The organism is Azospirillum palustre (assembly GCF_002573965.1).
In the GTDB taxonomy this organism is placed as follows: domain Bacteria; phylum Pseudomonadota; class Alphaproteobacteria; order Azospirillales; family Azospirillaceae; genus Azospirillum; species Azospirillum palustre.
In genome coordinates, this window is record NZ_PDKW01000038.1 from 237,465 (window position 1) to 254,137 (window position 16,673).

15 protein-coding genes are annotated in these 16,673 nt (G+C 68.2%); 8 read left to right on the forward strand and 7 right to left on the reverse strand.

The window, feature by feature from the left end; all coding sequences use genetic code 11:
- The first annotated feature begins 136 nt into the window (after nucleotides 1–136).
- The 3 genes from CRT60_RS04865 (at nucleotide 137) to CRT60_RS35495 (ending at nucleotide 3,122) form a co-directional block, all read left to right on the forward strand.
- Complete coding sequence (locus CRT60_RS04865) at nucleotides 137–1,843, forward strand: FAD-dependent oxidoreductase (protein ID WP_098735322.1); 1,707 nt, start codon at nucleotides 137–139, stop codon at nucleotides 1,841–1,843.
- Between the two features lie 53 nt (nucleotides 1,844–1,896).
- Nucleotides 1,897–2,481 (forward strand): mismatch-specific DNA-glycosylase, encoded by a 585-nt coding sequence (locus CRT60_RS04870; protein WP_098735323.1) that lies wholly within the window; start codon nucleotides 1,897–1,899, stop codon nucleotides 2,479–2,481.
- Between the two features lie 182 nt (nucleotides 2,482–2,663).
- Nucleotides 2,664–3,122, forward strand: a complete 459-nt coding sequence (locus CRT60_RS35495) for a hypothetical protein (protein WP_143273089.1) — start codon at nucleotides 2,664–2,666, stop codon at nucleotides 3,120–3,122.
- On the opposite strand, the gene CRT60_RS04875 is transcribed toward CRT60_RS35495, so the two are convergent.
- Together CRT60_RS04875 and CRT60_RS04880 are read right to left on the reverse strand one after the other, a co-directional pair.
- Nucleotides 3,119–5,374: a xanthine dehydrogenase family protein molybdopterin-binding subunit gene (locus CRT60_RS04875; RefSeq protein WP_193548403.1), complete on the reverse strand. Its 2,256-nt coding sequence runs from the start codon at nucleotides 5,372–5,374 to the stop codon at nucleotides 3,119–3,121. The genes CRT60_RS35495 and CRT60_RS04875 overlap by 4 nt on opposite strands.
- Before the next feature lie 3 nt (nucleotides 5,375–5,377).
- Nucleotides 5,378–5,839, reverse strand: a complete 462-nt coding sequence (locus CRT60_RS04880; RefSeq protein WP_098735324.1) for a (2Fe-2S)-binding protein — start codon at nucleotides 5,837–5,839, stop codon at nucleotides 5,378–5,380.
- A 187-nt stretch (nucleotides 5,840–6,026) separates the two neighbouring features.
- On the opposite strand from CRT60_RS04880, the gene CRT60_RS04885 reads away from it, so the two are divergent.
- Nucleotides 6,027–6,941 (forward strand): LysR family transcriptional regulator, encoded by a 915-nt coding sequence (locus CRT60_RS04885; RefSeq protein ID WP_098735325.1) that lies wholly within the window; start codon nucleotides 6,027–6,029, stop codon nucleotides 6,939–6,941.
- A 57-nt stretch (nucleotides 6,942–6,998) separates the two neighbouring features.
- On the opposite strand, the gene CRT60_RS04890 is transcribed toward CRT60_RS04885, so the two are convergent.
- The 3 genes from CRT60_RS04890 to CRT60_RS04900 are packed head-to-tail and all read right to left on the reverse strand — an operon-like array spanning nucleotide 6,999 to nucleotide 9,742.
- A complete protein-coding gene (locus tag CRT60_RS04890) occupies nucleotides 6,999–7,844 on the reverse strand; it encodes an ABC transporter ATP-binding protein (protein ID WP_244592276.1) in 846 nt (281 codons plus the stop codon).
- A gap of 25 nt (nucleotides 7,845–7,869) precedes the next feature.
- Nucleotides 7,870–8,703 carry an ABC transporter permease gene (locus CRT60_RS04895; RefSeq protein WP_098735326.1) on the reverse strand — a complete coding sequence of 278 codons (834 nt, stop codon included), beginning with the start codon at nucleotides 8,701–8,703 and terminating at the stop codon, nucleotides 7,870–7,872.
- 28 nt (nucleotides 8,704–8,731) lie between these two features.
- Entirely contained in the window at nucleotides 8,732–9,742 is a 1,011-nt protein-coding gene (locus CRT60_RS04900) for an ABC transporter substrate-binding protein (protein WP_098735327.1), read from the reverse strand.
- A 12-nt stretch (nucleotides 9,743–9,754) separates the two neighbouring features.
- On the opposite strand from CRT60_RS04900, the gene CRT60_RS35500 reads away from it, so the two are divergent.
- The 4 genes from CRT60_RS35500 (at nucleotide 9,755) to CRT60_RS04915 (ending at nucleotide 13,780) form a co-directional block, all read left to right on the forward strand.
- On the forward strand, nucleotides 9,755–10,018 hold the full coding sequence (locus tag CRT60_RS35500; protein WP_143273091.1) for a hypothetical protein: 264 nt from the start codon (nucleotides 9,755–9,757) through the stop codon (nucleotides 10,016–10,018).
- Between the two features lie 55 nt (nucleotides 10,019–10,073).
- Nucleotides 10,074–10,940 carry a 3-hydroxybutyryl-CoA dehydrogenase gene (locus tag CRT60_RS04905; RefSeq protein WP_193548404.1) on the forward strand — a complete coding sequence of 289 codons (867 nt, stop codon included), beginning with the start codon at nucleotides 10,074–10,076 and terminating at the stop codon, nucleotides 10,938–10,940.
- A 159-nt stretch (nucleotides 10,941–11,099) separates the two neighbouring features.
- Nucleotides 11,100–12,494, forward strand: coding sequence for an alginate export family protein (locus tag CRT60_RS04910; protein WP_098735328.1), 1,395 nt, complete (start codon nucleotides 11,100–11,102; stop codon nucleotides 12,492–12,494).
- Nucleotides 12,495–12,691: 197 nt separating this feature from the next.
- On the forward strand, nucleotides 12,692–13,780 hold the full coding sequence (locus tag CRT60_RS04915; protein WP_244592277.1) for a potassium channel family protein: 1,089 nt from the start codon (nucleotides 12,692–12,694) through the stop codon (nucleotides 13,778–13,780).
- Between the two features lie 205 nt (nucleotides 13,781–13,985).
- On the opposite strand, the gene CRT60_RS04920 is transcribed toward CRT60_RS04915, so the two are convergent.
- On the reverse strand, nucleotides 13,986–14,693 hold the full coding sequence (locus CRT60_RS04920; protein WP_244592278.1) for a Crp/Fnr family transcriptional regulator: 708 nt from the start codon (nucleotides 14,691–14,693) through the stop codon (nucleotides 13,986–13,988).
- A gap of 103 nt (nucleotides 14,694–14,796) precedes the next feature.
- The gene (locus CRT60_RS04925) at nucleotides 14,797–16,623 is read right to left on the reverse strand and encodes an ABC transporter ATP-binding protein/permease (RefSeq protein ID WP_244592279.1); all 1,827 of its coding nucleotides are present in this window, start codon (nucleotides 16,621–16,623) and stop codon (nucleotides 14,797–14,799) included.
- Nucleotides 16,624–16,673 lie beyond the last annotated feature (50 nt).

Sequence of the window (16,673 nt, forward strand, 5' to 3'; positions counted from 1 at the left end):
CGCTTTCGCAGCCTCCGGACCAAGGGGGACGCGCCGGGGGTATATCCGAATGAGTGCTCGGTCTAGGCCACGCGTCCGGGGCAAGAAGGGGGGCTTATGACCCCGGTATGCACATGTCCCCAGTACGGAGGCCCGCTTGCTTCGTGACGCCCGCCATGTCCTGAACGGCACGCACATCGACTGCGATCTGTGCGTGATCGGCGGCGGTGCCGCCGGCCTGACCATCGCGCGCGAACTGGCGGGCGGCAACCTGAGCGTCGTCCTGCTGGAAGGCGGCGGGCTGGAGGTCGACGGCATTTCCCAGGCGCTGTACGCCGGCCGCAACGTCGGTCTGCCCTATGAGCGGCTGACCACCGCGCGCAGCCGCTATCTGGGCGGCAGCACCAATTGCTGGGGCGGCTTCTCCCGCCCGCTGGAGCGGACGGACTTCGCCGAACGCCCCTGGATCCCCGGCAGCGGCTGGCCGATCCCGCGCGACACGATGATGCCCTATTACGAGCGCTCGCACAGCGTGCTCGGCCTCGGCCCGTTCGAGTACGAGAACGACTACTGGATGGAGCAGGTCCGCGGCCCGAAGACCGAGCTGATTCCGGTGGAGAACGAGGACGGCAGCGCCAGCGCCTTCGAGAACCGCGTCGCCCAGCTCAGCCCGCCGATCCGCATGGGCGAGGCCTATCGCGCCGAGATCGGGCGTGCCGCCAACATCACCGCCTTCCTGAACGCCAACGTCACCGGGCTGGACACCAACCATTCGGCAACGGCGGTGGAGCGGGTGCAGGTCCGCACGCTGGAGGGTCCGGGCTTCACCGTCGGTGCCCGGCTGTTCGTGCTGGGCTGCGGCGGCATCGAGAATGCGCGCATCCTGCTGCTGTCCAACAAGGTGCAGGCGGCGGGACTGGGCAACGGCAGCGATCTGGTCGGCCGCTACTTCGCCGATCACCCCCGCTTCAAGACCCCGCCGATCCGTCTGACCCGGCAGGGGCATCACCGCACGCTTTACGACGTCAGCCTGTGCCTCGCCCGGCGACGGTTGCGCCGGCCGCACCCGTCGATCGCGCTGGCCCTGTCGCCGACCGAGGATCTCCAGGAACGGCACGCGCTGCCCAACTCCCGGACATATCTGGTCGCCTCCTACCATTCGGCAGCGCTGGACGCCTTCAAGGCGATGCGCGACCTGCGGATCCTGCCGTCGCGCCACCGCTGCCGCCGCTTCGGCGTGTCGGAGGACGAAGCGGCGAGCCTGCTGCGCAACGCCGGCCCGCGCATCCTGCGCAGCATGCCGCAGCTGGCCCATGCGCTGTTCGACAGCACCGTCGATCCGGGCTGGCTGCCCCGCCGCTTCACCCTGGAAACGGTGCTGGAGCCGGTGCCCAACCCGGAAAGCCGGGTGACGCTGGACCACGCCACCGACCCGTTCGGCCGCAACCTGCCCAAGGTGGACTGGCGCCTGACCGCCCAGGATCGCTGGGGCGCCGCCGAAACCCAGCGCCTGCTGCGCGAGGACCTGCTGCGCCGCGGCCTGATCACGGTTGAGGACGCGGAGAACGGGGCCGAGGAAAACGTAGGCGAGGCGACGATGGCCGATGTCGGCTGGTGCTGGCACCATATGGGCACCACCCGCATGCATGACTCGCCGCGCCACGGCGTGGTCGATTCCGATGGCCGCGTCCATGGCGTGGGAAACCTCTACATTGCCGGCAGCTCCGTCTTCCCGACCATGGGCGCCGACCACCCGACCATGACCATCGTGGCGCTGGCCCTGCGCATGACCGACCGCGTCCTGGCCCTGCTGCAGGACGAGCGCGGCAGCCCGCCCGCACCCGCGGTGGCCGCCTCGCTTTGAGCGGGGCGGCGGCGTCCTATATTCCTCTCCCTTGCGGAGAGGATGCGATTGCCATGGACCTGTTCGACGACATTCCGGCCCCGCCCCTGACCCCGGCCCCGCAGGGATTGCCGCCCCCCGCCGGGCCGTTGCCGGACATCGTCGCGCCGGGGCTCGACTGCCTGTTCGTCGGCTTCAACCCCGGCCTGCGCTCCGGCGCGCTCGGCCATCATTATGCCGGGCGCGGCAACCAGTTCTGGCGCCTGCTGCATGAGGCCGGGCTGACGCCGCGCCTCTATCGGCCGGAGGAGGACATCACCCTGCCGGCCATCGGCCTCGGCTCCACCAACCTCGTCGCCCGCGCCACCGCCAGCGCCGCCGAACTGTCGCGGGCGGAACTGCGCGGCGGCGTGCCGCGGCTGGCGCGGATCGTCGGTTTCGTCCGGCCGCGGGTGCTGGCCTACACCGGCAAGGGCGTCTATCTGGCGGCGACCGGCCTGCCCGACGCGCCCTGGGGCGTGCAGGAGCGCGGCCTGTTCGACGGCATCGCCGACGTGGTCATACCCTCGCCGAGCGGTCTCGCCCGCCTGCCCTTCGAGGACAAGCTGCGCTGGTTCCGCGAGGTGCGGGCGGAGATCGACCGACGGCGGCTTGCCTGAACCCATATCAGCGACGGGGATGTCGCCTCCGCTGCAATTCCTGGGAAAGCGGTAGGGATTGCTGTCCGGACGGAGAATGCCGGCCGGTCAGGGCGGAACGCGGGGGGCACTCCCCCTGCCCCTGCATTTCGCCGGGAAAGGCCGGGCGGGCCGATGCCGGCTTGGGCCATGCTTTGCCCCGCATGACCGCGACCGACCGAACCCGTCCCGTTGACGAACAGACACCGCAGACCGACAGGATCGCCCTGCGGCTGCGCCGCCGCCATTGGGCAATCCTGGCCCTGGCCGTCCTGCTGATGGGAGGCGTCCTGCGGGCGGCCTGCTATCTCACGGTATTGACGCCTGCGACCGCTGCGACAGACCCCTGGAAAGACCCTTGGGGACCGCAGCTTCCCGCGTCACCCTTGACGGACGCCCAATCCTGGCAGGTCGCCCGGCTTCTGCATCTCGATGCGCCCCACAAAAAAGGGCCGGCGGAAACTCCCGTCCCCGCCGGCCCTGTGCCACTGGATCCCGCCGTGAAGCTGCTGGTCGACCATGGCTGGCCTGCCCATCGCTCCAAATCGATCCCGCCTGCAACGATCCCGGTCGCCGCGCGGACGGCCGGGATCGTTGCAGTCTCGGACAAAGCCTCGCCTTAGCTGACGATACCGCCCCGGCTGAAGGGCAGCGTTTGCAACGGCTGTCCGGTCACCGAGAAGACGGCGTTCGCCACCGCCGGTGCCACGGTCGGGACGCCCGGCTCGCCGGCGCCGGTCGGCCGCTCGTGCGACGGCACAATGTGGACCTCGACCACCGGCATGTCCGACATCCGCAGCGGCAGATAGCTGTCGAAGTTGGCCTGATCCACCACGCCGTCGGTCATGGTGATCTCGCCGCGCAGCGCATGGCCGATGCCCCAGCCGGCACCGCCCTCCATCTGGGCCTTGACGATGTCCGGGTTGACGACCTCGCCGCAATCGACGGCGACGACGATCCGGTCCACCCTGATCTGGCCCTTGGCATCGACCGTCACGTCGGCGACATGGGCGACATAGGTGTTGAAGCTTTCATGCACGGCGACGCCGCGGCCCTTGCCCTGCGCAAGAGGCTGGCCCCAACCGGCCTTCTCGGCCGCCAGCTTCAGCACGCCGGCCAGACGCGGGTGGTCCTTCAGCATCTCCATGCGGAAGGCCACCGGATCCTTGCCGGCCGCCTTGGCGAGGCGGTCGATCATCACCTCCTTGGCGTAAGCGGTGTGGGTGTGCCCGACCGACCGCCACCACAGGGTGGTGACCGGCGAGGCCACGGTGTGGGCATCGACCGCGAGGTTCGCCACCGGATAGGCCATGTCCGACGCGCCCTCGACCATCGTCGCATCGACGCCGTTCTTGACCATCACCGCCTCGAACGGCGTGCCGGCCATGAAGCTCTGGCCGACGATGCGCTGCTTCCAGCCGACGAGCGCGCCCTTGGCGTCGACCGCCGCGGTGATCCTGTGCAGGAACAGCGGGCGATAGCGGCCGCCCTTGATGTCGTCCTCGCGCGTCCAGACCAGATGCACCGGGGCCTTGGGATAGGCCTTGGCGATCATCACCGCCTCGGCGATGTAGTCGGCGTTGGTGGTGGCGCGTCGGCCGAAGCTGCCGCCGGCCCACTGGGTCTCGATCTTAACCTGCTCCGGCTTGCAGCCCAGGATGTGGGCGGCGGTCATCTGCTCGACCGTCTGGAACTGCGATCCGGCCCAGATGGTGCAGCCACCCTCCGGGTTCAGCGCCACCACGGCGTTCAGCGGCTCCATCGGCGCATGGGCGAGATAGGGGAAGACGAATTCGCCGTCCACCGCATGGCCGCCCTTGGCCTTGGCGTCGGCGATGGCCTTGTCGGCATCGCCCTTGTTCGCCGCGACCGAGCCCGGCGTCTCCGCCGCCTTGCGGTAGTCGGCCAGCATGGCGTCGGTGCCGCGGGTCTCGGCCTTGGCGTCGTCCCAGGCGACCGTCAGCGCCTCGCGGCCCTTCATGGCGGCCCATGTGTTCTTGGCGATTACCGCGACGCCGACAGGCAGGCTGATCACCTCGATGACGCCCGGCACCTTCCGGGCAGCGGCATCGTCGACGCTTCTAACCGTGCCGCCGAAGCGCGGGCTGCGGGCCAGCACCGCCGTCACCTGGCCGGGGCGGCGGATGTCCATCGAGAAGATGGCGGTGCCGTTGGTCTTGCTGATGTGGTCCAGCCGGTGCAGGTCCGGCTTGCCGATCAGCACATAGTCCTTCTGCTCCTTCAGCTTGACCTGCTGCGGCACCGGCAGCTTGGACGCCTCCTCCGCCAGTTCGCCGAAGGTGGCGCTGCGGTTGCTGGCGGCATGGCGGACCACGCCCTTCGACACCGTCACCTCGCCGGCCGGAACCTTCCACCGCGCAGCGGCGGCGGCGACCAGCATGGCGCGGGCGGCGGCGCCGGCCATGCGCAGCTCGTCCCAGCTGTTGGCGACGGCGGTCGAGCCGCCGGTGCCCTGGATGCCGAAGAAATGATTGGCGTAGAGCTTGGCATCGGCCGGAGCGAAGGCGCCGCGCACCTGGGCCCAATCGGCGTCAAGCTCCTCGGCCGCGATGGTGGCGATGCCGGTGACGATGCCCTGGCCCTTGTCCAGATGCTTGGCCAGCACCGTGACCGTGTTGTCGGGCGCCACGATGATGAAGGCATGCGGGCGCGGGTCGGCCGGGCCGACGATCTTCGGCGCCGCATCGGCGGCAAAGGCCGGCATCGGCAGATGCGCGCCGACCACCAGCACGCCGGCACCGGCGCCGATGGCCTTCAGGAAACCGCGGCGCGACGGGGCGCGCAGCGGGCCGGGAGCGAAACCGGAGTCCGGGAACCCAGTCTGGGCGGCCTGACGGATCAGATGATGCAGCATGGATCAGGCCCTCATCGTCTGGGCGGCATCCTTGATCGCCGCGCGGATGCGGACATAGGTGGCGCAGCGGCAGACATTGCCGTCCATCGCCGCATCGATGTCCTGGTCGGTCGGGTTCTGGTTGTCGGTCAGCAGCGCCACCGCGCTCATGATCTGGCCCGACTGGCAATAGCCGCACTGGACAACGTCCAGCTTCTGCCACGCCGCCTGGACGGCCTGGGCTGCCTTGCCCTTCACACCCTCGATGGTCGTGACCTTGCTGTCCGGCGTCAGCATGCCGACCGGGGTCTGGCAGGCGCGGGTCGGCGCGCCGTCGACATGGACGGTGCAGGCGCCGCACTGGGCGATGCCGCAGCCGAACTTGGTGCCGGTCATGTTAAGCTCGTCCCGCAGAACCCACAGGAGCGGCATGTCCTCGGGAACGTCGACCTGACGCTCCTCGCCGTTGACGTTGATGCGAACCATGGCTCTTGCCTCTTTCTCCCTGAACGGAACCGCCGGAACATGCTGTCGACGACAGGTCCGCTGCCCGGTTGCGGGCGTTGGCTTGGAATCGGAAGTTTTTTTGATTGGTGGCTGTTGGATCAGCGCTGGCTAGACAGAATACACCGTCCAGTGCACAATGAACTAGGATGGTTTGGCTCATATCGTCATGAAAGCAATTCATAACCCGGCGCTCGACCTCAACCTGATCAAGGTGTTCGATGCGCTGCTGGAGACCCGCAATGTTTCCCGCGCGGCCGAGGCGCTGGGCGTCAGCCAGTCGGCGGTCAGCCACGCGCTGGGCCGGCTGCGCACGCTGGTGGGCGACCCGCTGTTCGTACGGACCGGCAACCGGATGGAGCCGACGCCGCGCGCCCAGCGTCTGGCCGAACCCCTGCGCGACCTGCTGGTCGGCGCGGCCCGCGCACTGTCGGCGGAGGAGGATTTCGATCCCCAGCGGGAGGAGCGGAACTTCACCATCTCCACCCCCGATTCGATGCAGGCGGTCCTGTTGACCGGCATCCTGCGCGACGCGGCGGAAGGCGACCTGCGCGTCTCGGTCTCCCTGCTCAGCCTCGACCCGGACGCCATGCTGAACGCGCTGGACGACGGCACGCTGGACCTCGCCATCGGTTATCTGCCGGAGACACGGCGCTGGCACGACCGGCAGGTGCTGTACCATGAAACCCATGTCTGCCTGTTCAACCCGGCCCTCGTCCCGGTCACCCCGCCGATCGGGCTGGAGGACTACACACGTTATCCGCATCTGATGCCGTCGCTGCGCGGCGGACTGACCAGCTTCATCGACGATGAGCTGGCGGCGCTCGGCACCAGCCGGCGGGTTGCCGCCTCCACCACCCAGTTCCTGGCGATCCCGATGATCCTGACCCAGGCGCCGATGCTGACCTCGCTGCCGGCCCGGCTGGCCCGGCTGTGTGCCGACGCGCTCGGCCTCGCCACCAGCCCGCTGCCCTTCGACATCGGCGATTATGAAGTGTCGATGATCTGGCACCGCCGCAACAGCGGCTCCCCCTCGCATGGCTGGCTGCGCCAGCGCATGAGCGAAGAGGCGGCGAAGCTCTGACATGAAAAGGGCGCCCATATCGGGGCGCCCTTCCTTTGCAGTCTTGTCCGTCGCCCGTCAATCGGCGGTGACGGAGCGGATCTCGTCCTGGCTGAAGCGCTGCTGCTCCTCCATCACCATCTGCGACAGCTCGCGCTTCAGGCGGTTGAACTCGGGGGCGGAGCCGTCGCGCGGGCGCGGCATGTCGACCCGAACGTCGCGCTTGATGGTGCCCGGCCGGTAGGTCATCACGATGATGCGGTCGGCCAGATAGATGCTCTCCTCGATGGAGTGGGTGACGAACAGGATGGTCTTGCCGACCTCCTCCCAGATGCGCAGCAGCTCGTCCTGAAGCGTCCGGCGGGTCAGGGCATCGAGCGCGCCGAACGGCTCGTCCATCAGCAGGATCGGGCTGTCGAGCGCCAGCACGCGGGCGATGGCGACGCGCTGGCGCATGCCGCCCGACAGATCCTTCGGGAAGCGGTTGCGGAAGTCCTGCAGATGCAGCTTCTGCAGCAGCCACTCCACCCGCTCGGCGATCTCCGGCTTGGACATCCCCTTGATCTCCAGGCCGAAGGCGACGTTCTGCGCCACCGTCATCCAGGGGAACAGGGCATATTCCTGGAACACCATGCCGCGGTCGGGACCGGGTTCGGTAATGATGCGGCCATCGACGGTGACGGTCCCCTTCGTCGGCGGCTGGAAGCCGGCGACCGCGTTCAGCAGCGTGGACTTGCCGCAGCCCGAGGGCCCCAGCAGGCAGACGAACTCGCCCTTGCGGATGTCGAGGTCGATGTTCTGCAAGGCGACGATCTTCTGCGCGCCGACGGCGAAGGTCTTTTCCACCCCGCGCACCTGGATCTGCACAGGCGCCGCCTCGCCGACGGGGGCGACGGGCGCGGTATCGGCAACGGTCTTCAGCATGGGCGTCATCTCCATCCCCTCCCCATCAATTCTCAAGACCGCGGTGCCAGCGCAGCAGGTGGTTGTTCAGGCGGTTCATGCCGATGTCGATGGCGAGGCCCAGGAGGCCGATGGTGAACATCCCAGCGATGATCTTGTCGGACCACATGAACTCGCGCGCCTCCAGGATGCGGAAGCCGAGGCCGGAGTTGACGGCGATCATCTCCGACACGATGACGACGATGAAGGCGGTGCCGATGCCGATCCGGGCGCCGGCCAGGATGTAGGGGGTGGCGGCCGGCAGGATGACGCGGACGAACATGGTCAGCTTGCCGGCGCCCAGGTTGCGGGCGGCGCGCAGATAGATGCCGTCGACATGGCGCACCCCGGCGATGGTGTTCATCAGCACTGGGAAGAAGGCGCCGATGGCGATCAGGAACACCGCCGGCGCGTTGCCCAGCCCGAACCACAGGATCGCCAGCGGGATGTAGGCGATGGGCGGGATCGGCCGCAGCACCTGCATCAGCGGGTCGAACAGCGCGTAGATGCGCGGGTTGCCGCCCATGGCGAGCCCCAGCGGAAGCGCCAGCCCGGCGCCGACCGCGAAGCCCAGCACCACGCGGTACAGGCTGGACCAGGCGTCGAACAGCATCTCGCCCGACAGCGCCCACAGGATCCAGCTCGACTGCGCCGGATCATAGGCCTCGGTCGGCAGCAGATAGGCCCACCAGCGCACGACCACCTGCACCGGCGACGGCAGCACCACCGGGTTGATCAGGCCGGAGGTGGACAGGATCTGCCACAGCGCGATCACCAGGACCGGGACCAGGGAGCCGCGCAGCACCGCGGCGGGCGAGAAACGGGGGGTGGCTTGGGACATGGGGTGTCCTCCTTCCGCTGGGTGGGGCTCAGTTCGCCTTCACGGTGCCGGTGCCGGCGTCATTCGCGGCGGCCTTGGTCGCCTTCGCCTTTTCCAGCAGGTCCAGCTTCACCCAGTCGGCGGCCTTCGGCGGGTTGTCCATGCGGCCGACGCCGAACTTCTGCATCATGTCGGTCGTGACCTGGACGTGATGGATCGACAGGTCGTAGCTGTAGGGCGAGTTGCCGATCGCGTCCTTGAAGTCCTGGCTGGAGATCTGGCCCTTGAACATCTGTTCGCGGACATACTTCTCAGCCAGATCCGGGTTGGCGATGAAGGTCGCCGTCGCCTCGACGAAACAATTGACCAGACGCTGGGCGACGTCGGGCTTCTTCTTGTAGAAGTCCTCGGTGATGACCAGAGACCGCACCGGCTCGCCCAGTTCGGTGTCATAGGGCTTCACCACCTCGACGCCGAAGCCCTTGTTGATGGCCTGGCTCGACTGCGGTTCGGACTGCGACATGGCGTCGATGCTGCCGGCCAGCAGGGCCTGATTCATGTCGGCATAGGCCATGTAGACGATCTGCACGTCCTTGCCGGAACGGTCCGACCAGCTCAAGCCATGCTTCGCCAGCTCGGCCAGCAGGATCAGCTCCTGCGCGCCGCCGCGGGGGGTGGCGACCTTCTTGCCCTTCAGGTCGGCGACGGTCTTGATGCCGGCATCCGGCTTGGCGACGATGCGCGCCCCGCCCTTGGCGAAGCCGGCCACCGCATAGATCGGCACGCCCGACGCACGGCCGGCGATGGCGGCGTCCACCGCGCTGGCGGCCACGTCGATCTCGCCGGCGACGATGGCCGGCAGGATGTCGATGCCCTTGGGGAAGACCCGCTCCTCGATCTTCAGGTCGTACTTGCCGGCGATCTCCTTCATGTAGGAAACCGCGCCGTAATGGGCGAATTTCAGGTTGCCGAGTCGGACCAGATCGGCGGCCGAGGCGCCCTGGGCGGCGAGTGCCGCGGCAGCGAAGGCGGTGGCGGCGAGCAGAGTCTTCCGGAACATCGTGTCTCTCCCATGGGGCTTGATCCGCGACCCGTCGCCGCGGTTGGCCTGGAAGAGAGCAAGGGGCGTGCCATTGTCAGTTGGCATCGCAAACAGTTGAAAAGCCTGGAGCCGGCTTTCGGCGCCATGGTCCGCGTCGGCGGAAATCCGCCGATGGCGTTGTACGGGCTGGCGGATTTCCGCCGACACCCGTCCCTGCGGCAGGTCGCCGCGCCGGGCGAAAGCCGCCCTTGCCCCTTACGACAAGTCATCGCAGCGCAACGAAAAACCGTGTAGAAGATGCTGCATCTGCGAACCAACGCACGCGCTCAACCGATTAGGGACAAGAAACATGGCCGAGAGCATGGGGATCGAAACGATCGGCGTCATCGGCGCCGGACAGATGGGCAACGGCATCGCCCAGGTCTGCGCCGTCGCCGGCCTGACGGTGATCATGACCGACATCTCCGAAGAGGCGGTGCAGCGCGGCCTGTCGACCGTCGGCGGCAGCCTGGACCGTCTGGTCAAGAAGGAGAAGATGACCGCCGCCGACCGCGAGGCCGCCGTCGCGCGCATCACCGCCACCACCGACAAGTCGAAGCTGGCCGCCTGCGATCTGGTGATCGAGGCCGCGACCGAGAACGAGGACCTCAAGGTCAAGATCCTGAAGGATCTCTGCGCCACGCTGAAGCCGGAGGCGCTGGTCGCCACCAACACCTCCTCGATCTCCATCACCAAGCTGGCGACGGCCACCGACCGTCCGGACCGCTTCATCGGCCTGCACTTCTTCAACCCGGTGCCGCTGATGGCGCTGCTGGAGATCATCCGCGGCATCCAGACCAGCGACGACACCCACGCCAAGGCGATGGCCTTCGCCAAGCGCGTCGGCAAGTCGCCGATCACCGCCAAGAACAGCCCCGGCTTCGCCGTCAACCGCATCCTCTGCCCGATGATCAACGAGGCGATCTTCGCGCTTCAGGAAGGCATCGCCACCGCCGAGGACATCGACGCCGGCATGAAGGCGGGCTGCAACCACCCCATCGGCCCGTTGGCGCTGGCCGACCTGATCGGTCTCGACACCATGCTGTCGGTGATGGAGGTCTTCTACGAAGGCTTCAACGATCCGAAGTACCGCCCGGCCCCGCTGCTGAAGGAGATGGTCGACGCCGGCTACCTCGGCCGCAAGACCGGCCGCGGCTTCTACGACTACAGCAAGTAACCGCTGCGGCGAGGGAGGGCGCAGGTGCCCTCCCTGCCAAATCCGGCCAAACCGGGACGCGGGTGCGCAGAACCGTCAAAAGCGGTTCGGAAGGAACAATCCCCCGGCCGGGCATCCCCATAGGATCGGTGCAGTCCAGCGCCATCACGGAGATGCCCCATGACGGCCCGCCTTCGCGCGGCGGCGGTCGCCCTTTTGCTGTGGATCGGTCCGGCCTGTGCAGCCGATCCGCCACCGCTGACCAACACCCGCTATGACGAGGATTACCGCTATCTGCTCCAGGCCGGGGCGGGGACCGGCGCCTCTTGGGAGCGGTTCAAAGCCATCCCGGTCACACCGGACGGTTTCGCCTCGCTCTCCACCGGGCTGGAGCTGCGCCTGCGCGGCGAGGCGGTCCGCAACAGCGGCTGGGGCCAGGACGAGCCGCGGAACGACGCCTACGGGCTGTGGCGCGCCCTACCCTACGCCGACCTGCGCATAGGGGAGAGCCTGCGCCTGTTCGGCCAGCTGATCATGGCCGACGCGGTGGGCAAGCTGGACCCGCTGGCGCCGCCCGATGCCGACCGCATCGACCTGATGCAGGGCTTCGCCGACCTGAACGTCCCGCTGGGCGAGGCCCAGGGCACGCTGCGCGTCGGCCGCCAGATGCTGGCCTACGGTTCGGAACGGCTGATCTCCATCCGTTACGGCGCCAACGTCCCGCGCGCCTTCGACGCGGTGAAGGGCATCGTCACCGCCGGCCCCTGGCGGGTCGACGCCTTCTACGGCCGTCCGATCCAGCCGACGCCGGAGCTGTTCGACGACGGCCGCGACGCCAAGCGTACTGCCTGGGCGCTCTACGCCACCCGTCCAGTGGATTTCGGGTGGGGCGGCAGCGCCGGGCTGGACGCCTATTACATCGGCTATCGCAACCGCCGCGCCGGCTTCGACGCCGGCCGGGCGAACGAGCTGCGTCACACCGTCGGCCTGCGCAGCTTCGGCAAGGCCGACGGCTGGGACTGGAACTGGGAGGCGATGGGGCAGTTCGGCCGTTTCGGCAGCGGGTCGATCCGGGCCTGGTCGCTCGCCACCGACAGCGGCCATCGCTTCACGGGCTTGCCGCTGCAACCCCGGCTCGGCCTGAAGGCCAACATCGCCAGCGGCGACAGCAACCCGCGCGACGACCGGCTGGAGACCTTCAACCCGCTGTTCCCGCGCGCCAAGTATTTCGGCGAACTGACGCCCATCGGCCCGTTCAACCTGATGAACCTGCATCCGTCGCTGGACCTCGCCCTGTCCGACGAATTCAGCCTGTCGGCCTCCGCCGTCGCCTTCTGGCGGGAAAGCCTGGACGACGGTGTGTACGACCTGACCGGCGGGCTTCTGCGCTCCGGTGCGGGATCGAAGGCGCGCTATGTCGGCACCCAGGGCGAGCTGGTGCTGTCCTACAGCTCCGGCCGTTCCTTCGAGGGGCTGATCTCCTACTCTCTGTTCCAGCCGGGTTCCTTCCTGAAGGACAGCGGCCCGGCCAAGACCATCCACTTCGCCGGGATGGAGGCGGTCTTCAAATTCTAGGATCAGTCTGGTGCTTCAGGAAGCACCAGACTGATCCTAGGCTTTTGGGTTTCCGTGTGATTCACGCTTCAAGCGATTCCGCTTGAACCGATCACACTCTAAAGCGCAAGCCTTGTAGCCGGAATGCGATCACGTACGTTCAGTCAGCCGGGGCTTTCGACAAGCCCCGCACGGACAGACGGCGGATGCGGGAAGCGGTGGAACGGAGACTTCAGGACAGACGCCGGACCAAACCATCCCTGCGCCCCTCCCAGCGCAAGGGGCGGCTTCTCCATGTCCGCTCCGGACTGTCGGCGGAAAAGACCCTGCTGCTGCGCGTCGGCATCGTCGCCGCCCTGATCGCCCTGGTCATCGCGGTGTTCTGGTTCGACCGCGACGGGCTGAAGGACCAGATCGACGGCCACATCAGCTTTCCCGACATCCTCTACTTCGCCATGATCACGGTGACCACCGTCGGTTATGGCGACATCGTGCCGGTCAGCCACACCGCCCGGCTGATCGACGCCTTCGCCGTCACGCCGATCCGCATCTTCATCTGGTTCATCTTTCTCGGCACCGCCTATGAGCTGGTGGTGCAGAGGATCGTGGAGGAATTCCGCTTGAGCCGCATCCAGAAGCAGCTGCAAGGCCACATCGTGCTGTGCGGCTTCGGGCACAGCGGCTTCATCGCCGCGCAGGAGACCGTCTCGAAAGGCCATCCGGCCGACCACATCGTCGTCATCGACGAGTCGGAGGACCGCATCCAGCTGGCGGCCGACTGCGGCTTCGTCGGCCTGCTCGGCGACGGCACCAGCGAGGACACGCTGAAGAACGCCTGCGTCGGCAAGGCGAAGGCGGTGATCGTCAGCACCGGGCGCGACGACACCACCATCCTGGTGATCCTGACCGTGCGCCACCTGTCCGCCGCCACCAAGATCGTGGCGAACATCAAGCAGGAGGAGAACATCAAGCTCGCCAACCTCAGCGGCGCCGATCTGGTGGTATCGCCGCCCAAGATCGGCGGCTACCTGATGGCCGATGCGGTGGAGACGCGCTATGCCACCCCCTTCCTGTGCGACCTGATGTCGGCCGGCGGGCAGATGGTGCTCAGCGAACGCCGGGCGGAACCGGACGAGGTCGGCCTGACCATGGCGGAGGTCACCGCCGGCATGGTGGTGCAGGTCCACAGCCACGGCCGCGACATCCCCTTCACCGAGCGCAACCGCTACATCATCCAGCCGCAGGACACCCTGCTGATCATCAGCCCGCCAACCGACGCAAGGAACCCCTCTCCCCCGGCGGGCTAAGGCATTCACACAAATGGGTTTGCCGGTTTGCCGTGTCTCCGATTCTCTTTGGCGGAGAGGGTCGGGAGGGAAGGATTGAGGCCGTGGCGCTGGGGCGCTACCCAACCGGGGCCAGACGCAATCCGAAAGACAGTTGCTCATCCCGCCCCGCAAGGGGAGAAGGGCTTTGCGCCAAAAACACTCTTCGGATGCGACGGACCCCGGGCTACGGCCCGTCCGCCAGCTCGCGCAGGGCGGTCACGTCGCAGCGGAATCGGTTGGGCCGCAGCTCGTCGAGCAGGCCCTGCCGTTTCAGTTCGGCGACGACGCGGCTGGCGGTCTCGGTGGTGATGCCCAGCACGGCGCCGACATCCTCCCGACCGAAGAAGTCGCACTCGCCCCGGTCGTCGACCAGGGTCAGGAACAGCCGGGCGACCCGCGCCCGCGCACTGCCGGTGCCGAGCTCGACCAGAAAGGCGTCGGCCCGCTCCACCGCCTGATGCCAGCGGCGCATCAGCTGCTGGTGCAGGTGCTGCGTCTCCTCCGACAGGCGCTGGATCACCGCGCGCGGGATGCGGCAGGTCAGGACCGGGTGGATGGCGATGGCGGTGTGGCGGTAGGGCTCGCCCAGCGCCGCCTCCAGCCCGGCGGTGTCGCCGGTGCGCAGCAGCCGGACGATGCGCTGGCCGCCGTTCGGCAGATACTGCACCAGCTTCACCAGCCCGCCGCGCACGGTGTAGAGCGCCGCCGGCTCGTCGCCGACATGGTAGAGCGCCGCCCCCGGCGCCACCGTCATCTCGTCGATGGGCAGATGGATCAGGTTGAAATCCGGTTCCGTCAGGTCGGCGAACAGCGCCGAGTCCCGGATGCCGCACCCCCGGCAGTTCGCCAGCCCCCGCCATGCCGCGTTGATGCTGGTCTTCTTCACGCTCATGTCCATGGTGATGCGGGGCGGCTGCTTCTGTGGGTGCCAACAATGACCGCCGCGCAGTGTGGCAGCTTTTCGGACGGGTTCCAAGGTTCCGGGAGACGGCCGGTCAGGCCGCGCTTTCCTCCACCGGCCGGATCGGCGGCACCTCCTCCCGCAGCGTGACGGCGCCGTTGGTGCGCTCCAGCACCAGCTTGCGGCCGTGGTGGGCGGCCAGCCCGGCATGATGGCCGATGGTCAGCAGGGTGGCGTGCGGCAGTTCGCGCTCCATCAGCGACAGAAGCTCCTCCTCCACCGGGGGATCGAGGCTGTCGGTCGCATCCTCCAGGAAGATCCAGTCGGGACGGCGGATCAGCAGCCGGGCGAAGCCCAGCCGCTGGCGCTCGGGCACCGACAGCACCTCGTCCCAATGGTCGATGCTGTCCAGCCGGCCGACGAGGTCGGGCAGCCCGACGCTGACCAGCGCGCCGGCCGCCTTGTCGTCGCCGACCGACGACGCGGTCCCGGGATAGGCCAGCACCGCGCGCAGGCTGGCATGGGGCAGATAGGGGCGTTCCGGCATGAAGAAGACGCGGGTGTGGGCCGGCAGGGTGATCAGCCCGCGCCCCCAGGGCCAGACGCCGGCCACGGCGCGGAACAGCCGGATGGTCGCCGTGGCATCGCCGCCGATCAGCACGCGGTCGCCCGGCCGCACCTCCAGGTCGAAAGGATGGACGACCGCCGTGCCGTTCGGCTCGTCGATGGCGACGCCGCGGAAGGTCAGCCTGTCGTGCTCGTCGGAGCGCACCAGCTGGATGTGGGCGTCGGGCACGTCGCAGACATTGCGGTCCAGCCGCACCAGCGCGTCGTGCAGGTTCAGCACGCGCTCCACCGACGCCCGCCATTCGGCGACGCGCGGCAAATTGTCGATGGGCCAGGACAGGGCGCCGACCGTCTGCTGGAAGGCCTGCGCCGTCTGCATCAGCACGCCGAGCGTGATGGTGCCGGCGATGTAGCGCGGGGCGGCGACCAGAACCGGAAAGGCGGTGGACAGCACGGAATAGCTGGCGCTGAACACCATCATGTGGCTGAGCGCGCGGGTCTGGCCGTTCCAGCCCCGCACCACCCCGCCGAACAGGCCGGAGAGATGCCCGCGCTCCGCCGATTCGCCATGCAGCAGGGCGATGGTCTGGCCGTTCTCGCGGATGCGGGCCAGGGCGAAGCGGAAATCGGCCTCATAGCCCTGGCGTCGGTTGACCGCGTTGACCAGCGGCTGGCCGATCAGCATGGCGATGGTGGTGCCGACCGCGGCATAGAGCAGCGCCACGAACAGCAGGTGGCCCGGCACCGCCAGCTCCATCCCGAGCAGAGTGACCGACAGGGTCCCGGACAGCATCCACAGGATGTTGGTGAAGCTGATCAGCAGCAGCGCGCAGTAGGTCAGCGAATGGCCGAGGTCGATGGCCATCTCCGCCGTGATGCGGATGTCCTCGGCGATGCGGCCGTCGGGGTTGTCGTGCTCGCCCGGCATATAGGCGATCTGGTGGTGACGGCCGCGGCGCAGCCAGTCCTCCAGCAGCTTGCGGGTCAGCCAGTCGCGCCAGCCCATCTGCAACCGGCGCTTCACCCGCAGATGCAGGACGACGATGACGATGTTGTAGAGGATGATCAGCCCGACCAGACCGATCATGGTCAGGAAACGGTCCATGGAGCGCTGTTCGAGCGCGTCGAACAGCCGCTCGCTCCACAAATTGATCAGGACGGGGACCGAGACCTGCCCCACCGTCAGCACGACCAGCGCCACGGTCAGCGCCCAGACGGTCACCCGCGAGCGCCCGTGCCAATAGCCGCCCGCCAGGCTCAGGAAGCGGCGGGCGAAGCCGGGAGCCTTGCCGCCGGAGTCGTCGCCGCGCCTGCCCGTTCCGGCGCCCGTGTCGCCGACTCTATCTTCGGTCATCCCGCCCATCCCGGGCCTCCGCACAATCCCTCAACATCCGTATAACCAAC

What these genes read in the sequence shown, in the direction of transcription:
- CRT60_RS04870 (WP_098735323.1), top strand. Translation starts at nt 1,897, where the DNA reads ATGGACCTGTTCGACGACATTCCGGCCCCGCCCCTGACCCCGGCCCCG.
- CRT60_RS35495 (WP_143273089.1), top strand. Translation starts at nt 2,664, where the DNA reads ATGACCGCGACCGACCGAACCCGTCCCGTTGACGAACAGACACCGCAG.
- CRT60_RS04875 (WP_193548403.1), bottom strand. Translation starts at nt 5,374, where the DNA reads ATGCTGCATCATCTGATCCGTCAGGCCGCCCAGACTGGGTTCCCGGAC.
- CRT60_RS04880 (WP_098735324.1), bottom strand. Translation starts at nt 5,839, where the DNA reads ATGGTTCGCATCAACGTCAACGGCGAGGAGCGTCAGGTCGACGTTCCC.
- CRT60_RS04885 (WP_098735325.1), top strand. Translation starts at nt 6,027, where the DNA reads ATGAAAGCAATTCATAACCCGGCGCTCGACCTCAACCTGATCAAGGTG.
- CRT60_RS04890 (WP_244592276.1), bottom strand. Translation starts at nt 7,844, where the DNA reads ATGCTGAAGACCGTTGCCGATACCGCGCCCGTCGCCCCCGTCGGCGAG.
- CRT60_RS04895 (WP_098735326.1), bottom strand. Translation starts at nt 8,703, where the DNA reads ATGTCCCAAGCCACCCCCCGTTTCTCGCCCGCCGCGGTGCTGCGCGGC.
- CRT60_RS04900 (WP_098735327.1), bottom strand. Translation starts at nt 9,742, where the DNA reads ATGTTCCGGAAGACTCTGCTCGCCGCCACCGCCTTCGCTGCCGCGGCA.
- CRT60_RS35500 (WP_143273091.1), top strand. Translation starts at nt 9,755, where the DNA reads ATGGGGCTTGATCCGCGACCCGTCGCCGCGGTTGGCCTGGAAGAGAGC.
- CRT60_RS04905 (WP_193548404.1), top strand. Translation starts at nt 10,074, where the DNA reads ATGGCCGAGAGCATGGGGATCGAAACGATCGGCGTCATCGGCGCCGGA.
- CRT60_RS04910 (WP_098735328.1), top strand. Translation starts at nt 11,100, where the DNA reads ATGACGGCCCGCCTTCGCGCGGCGGCGGTCGCCCTTTTGCTGTGGATC.
- CRT60_RS04920 (WP_244592278.1), bottom strand. Translation starts at nt 14,693, where the DNA reads ATGAGCGTGAAGAAGACCAGCATCAACGCGGCATGGCGGGGGCTGGCG.
- CRT60_RS04925 (WP_244592279.1), bottom strand. Translation starts at nt 16,623, where the DNA reads ATGACCGAAGATAGAGTCGGCGACACGGGCGCCGGAACGGGCAGGCGC.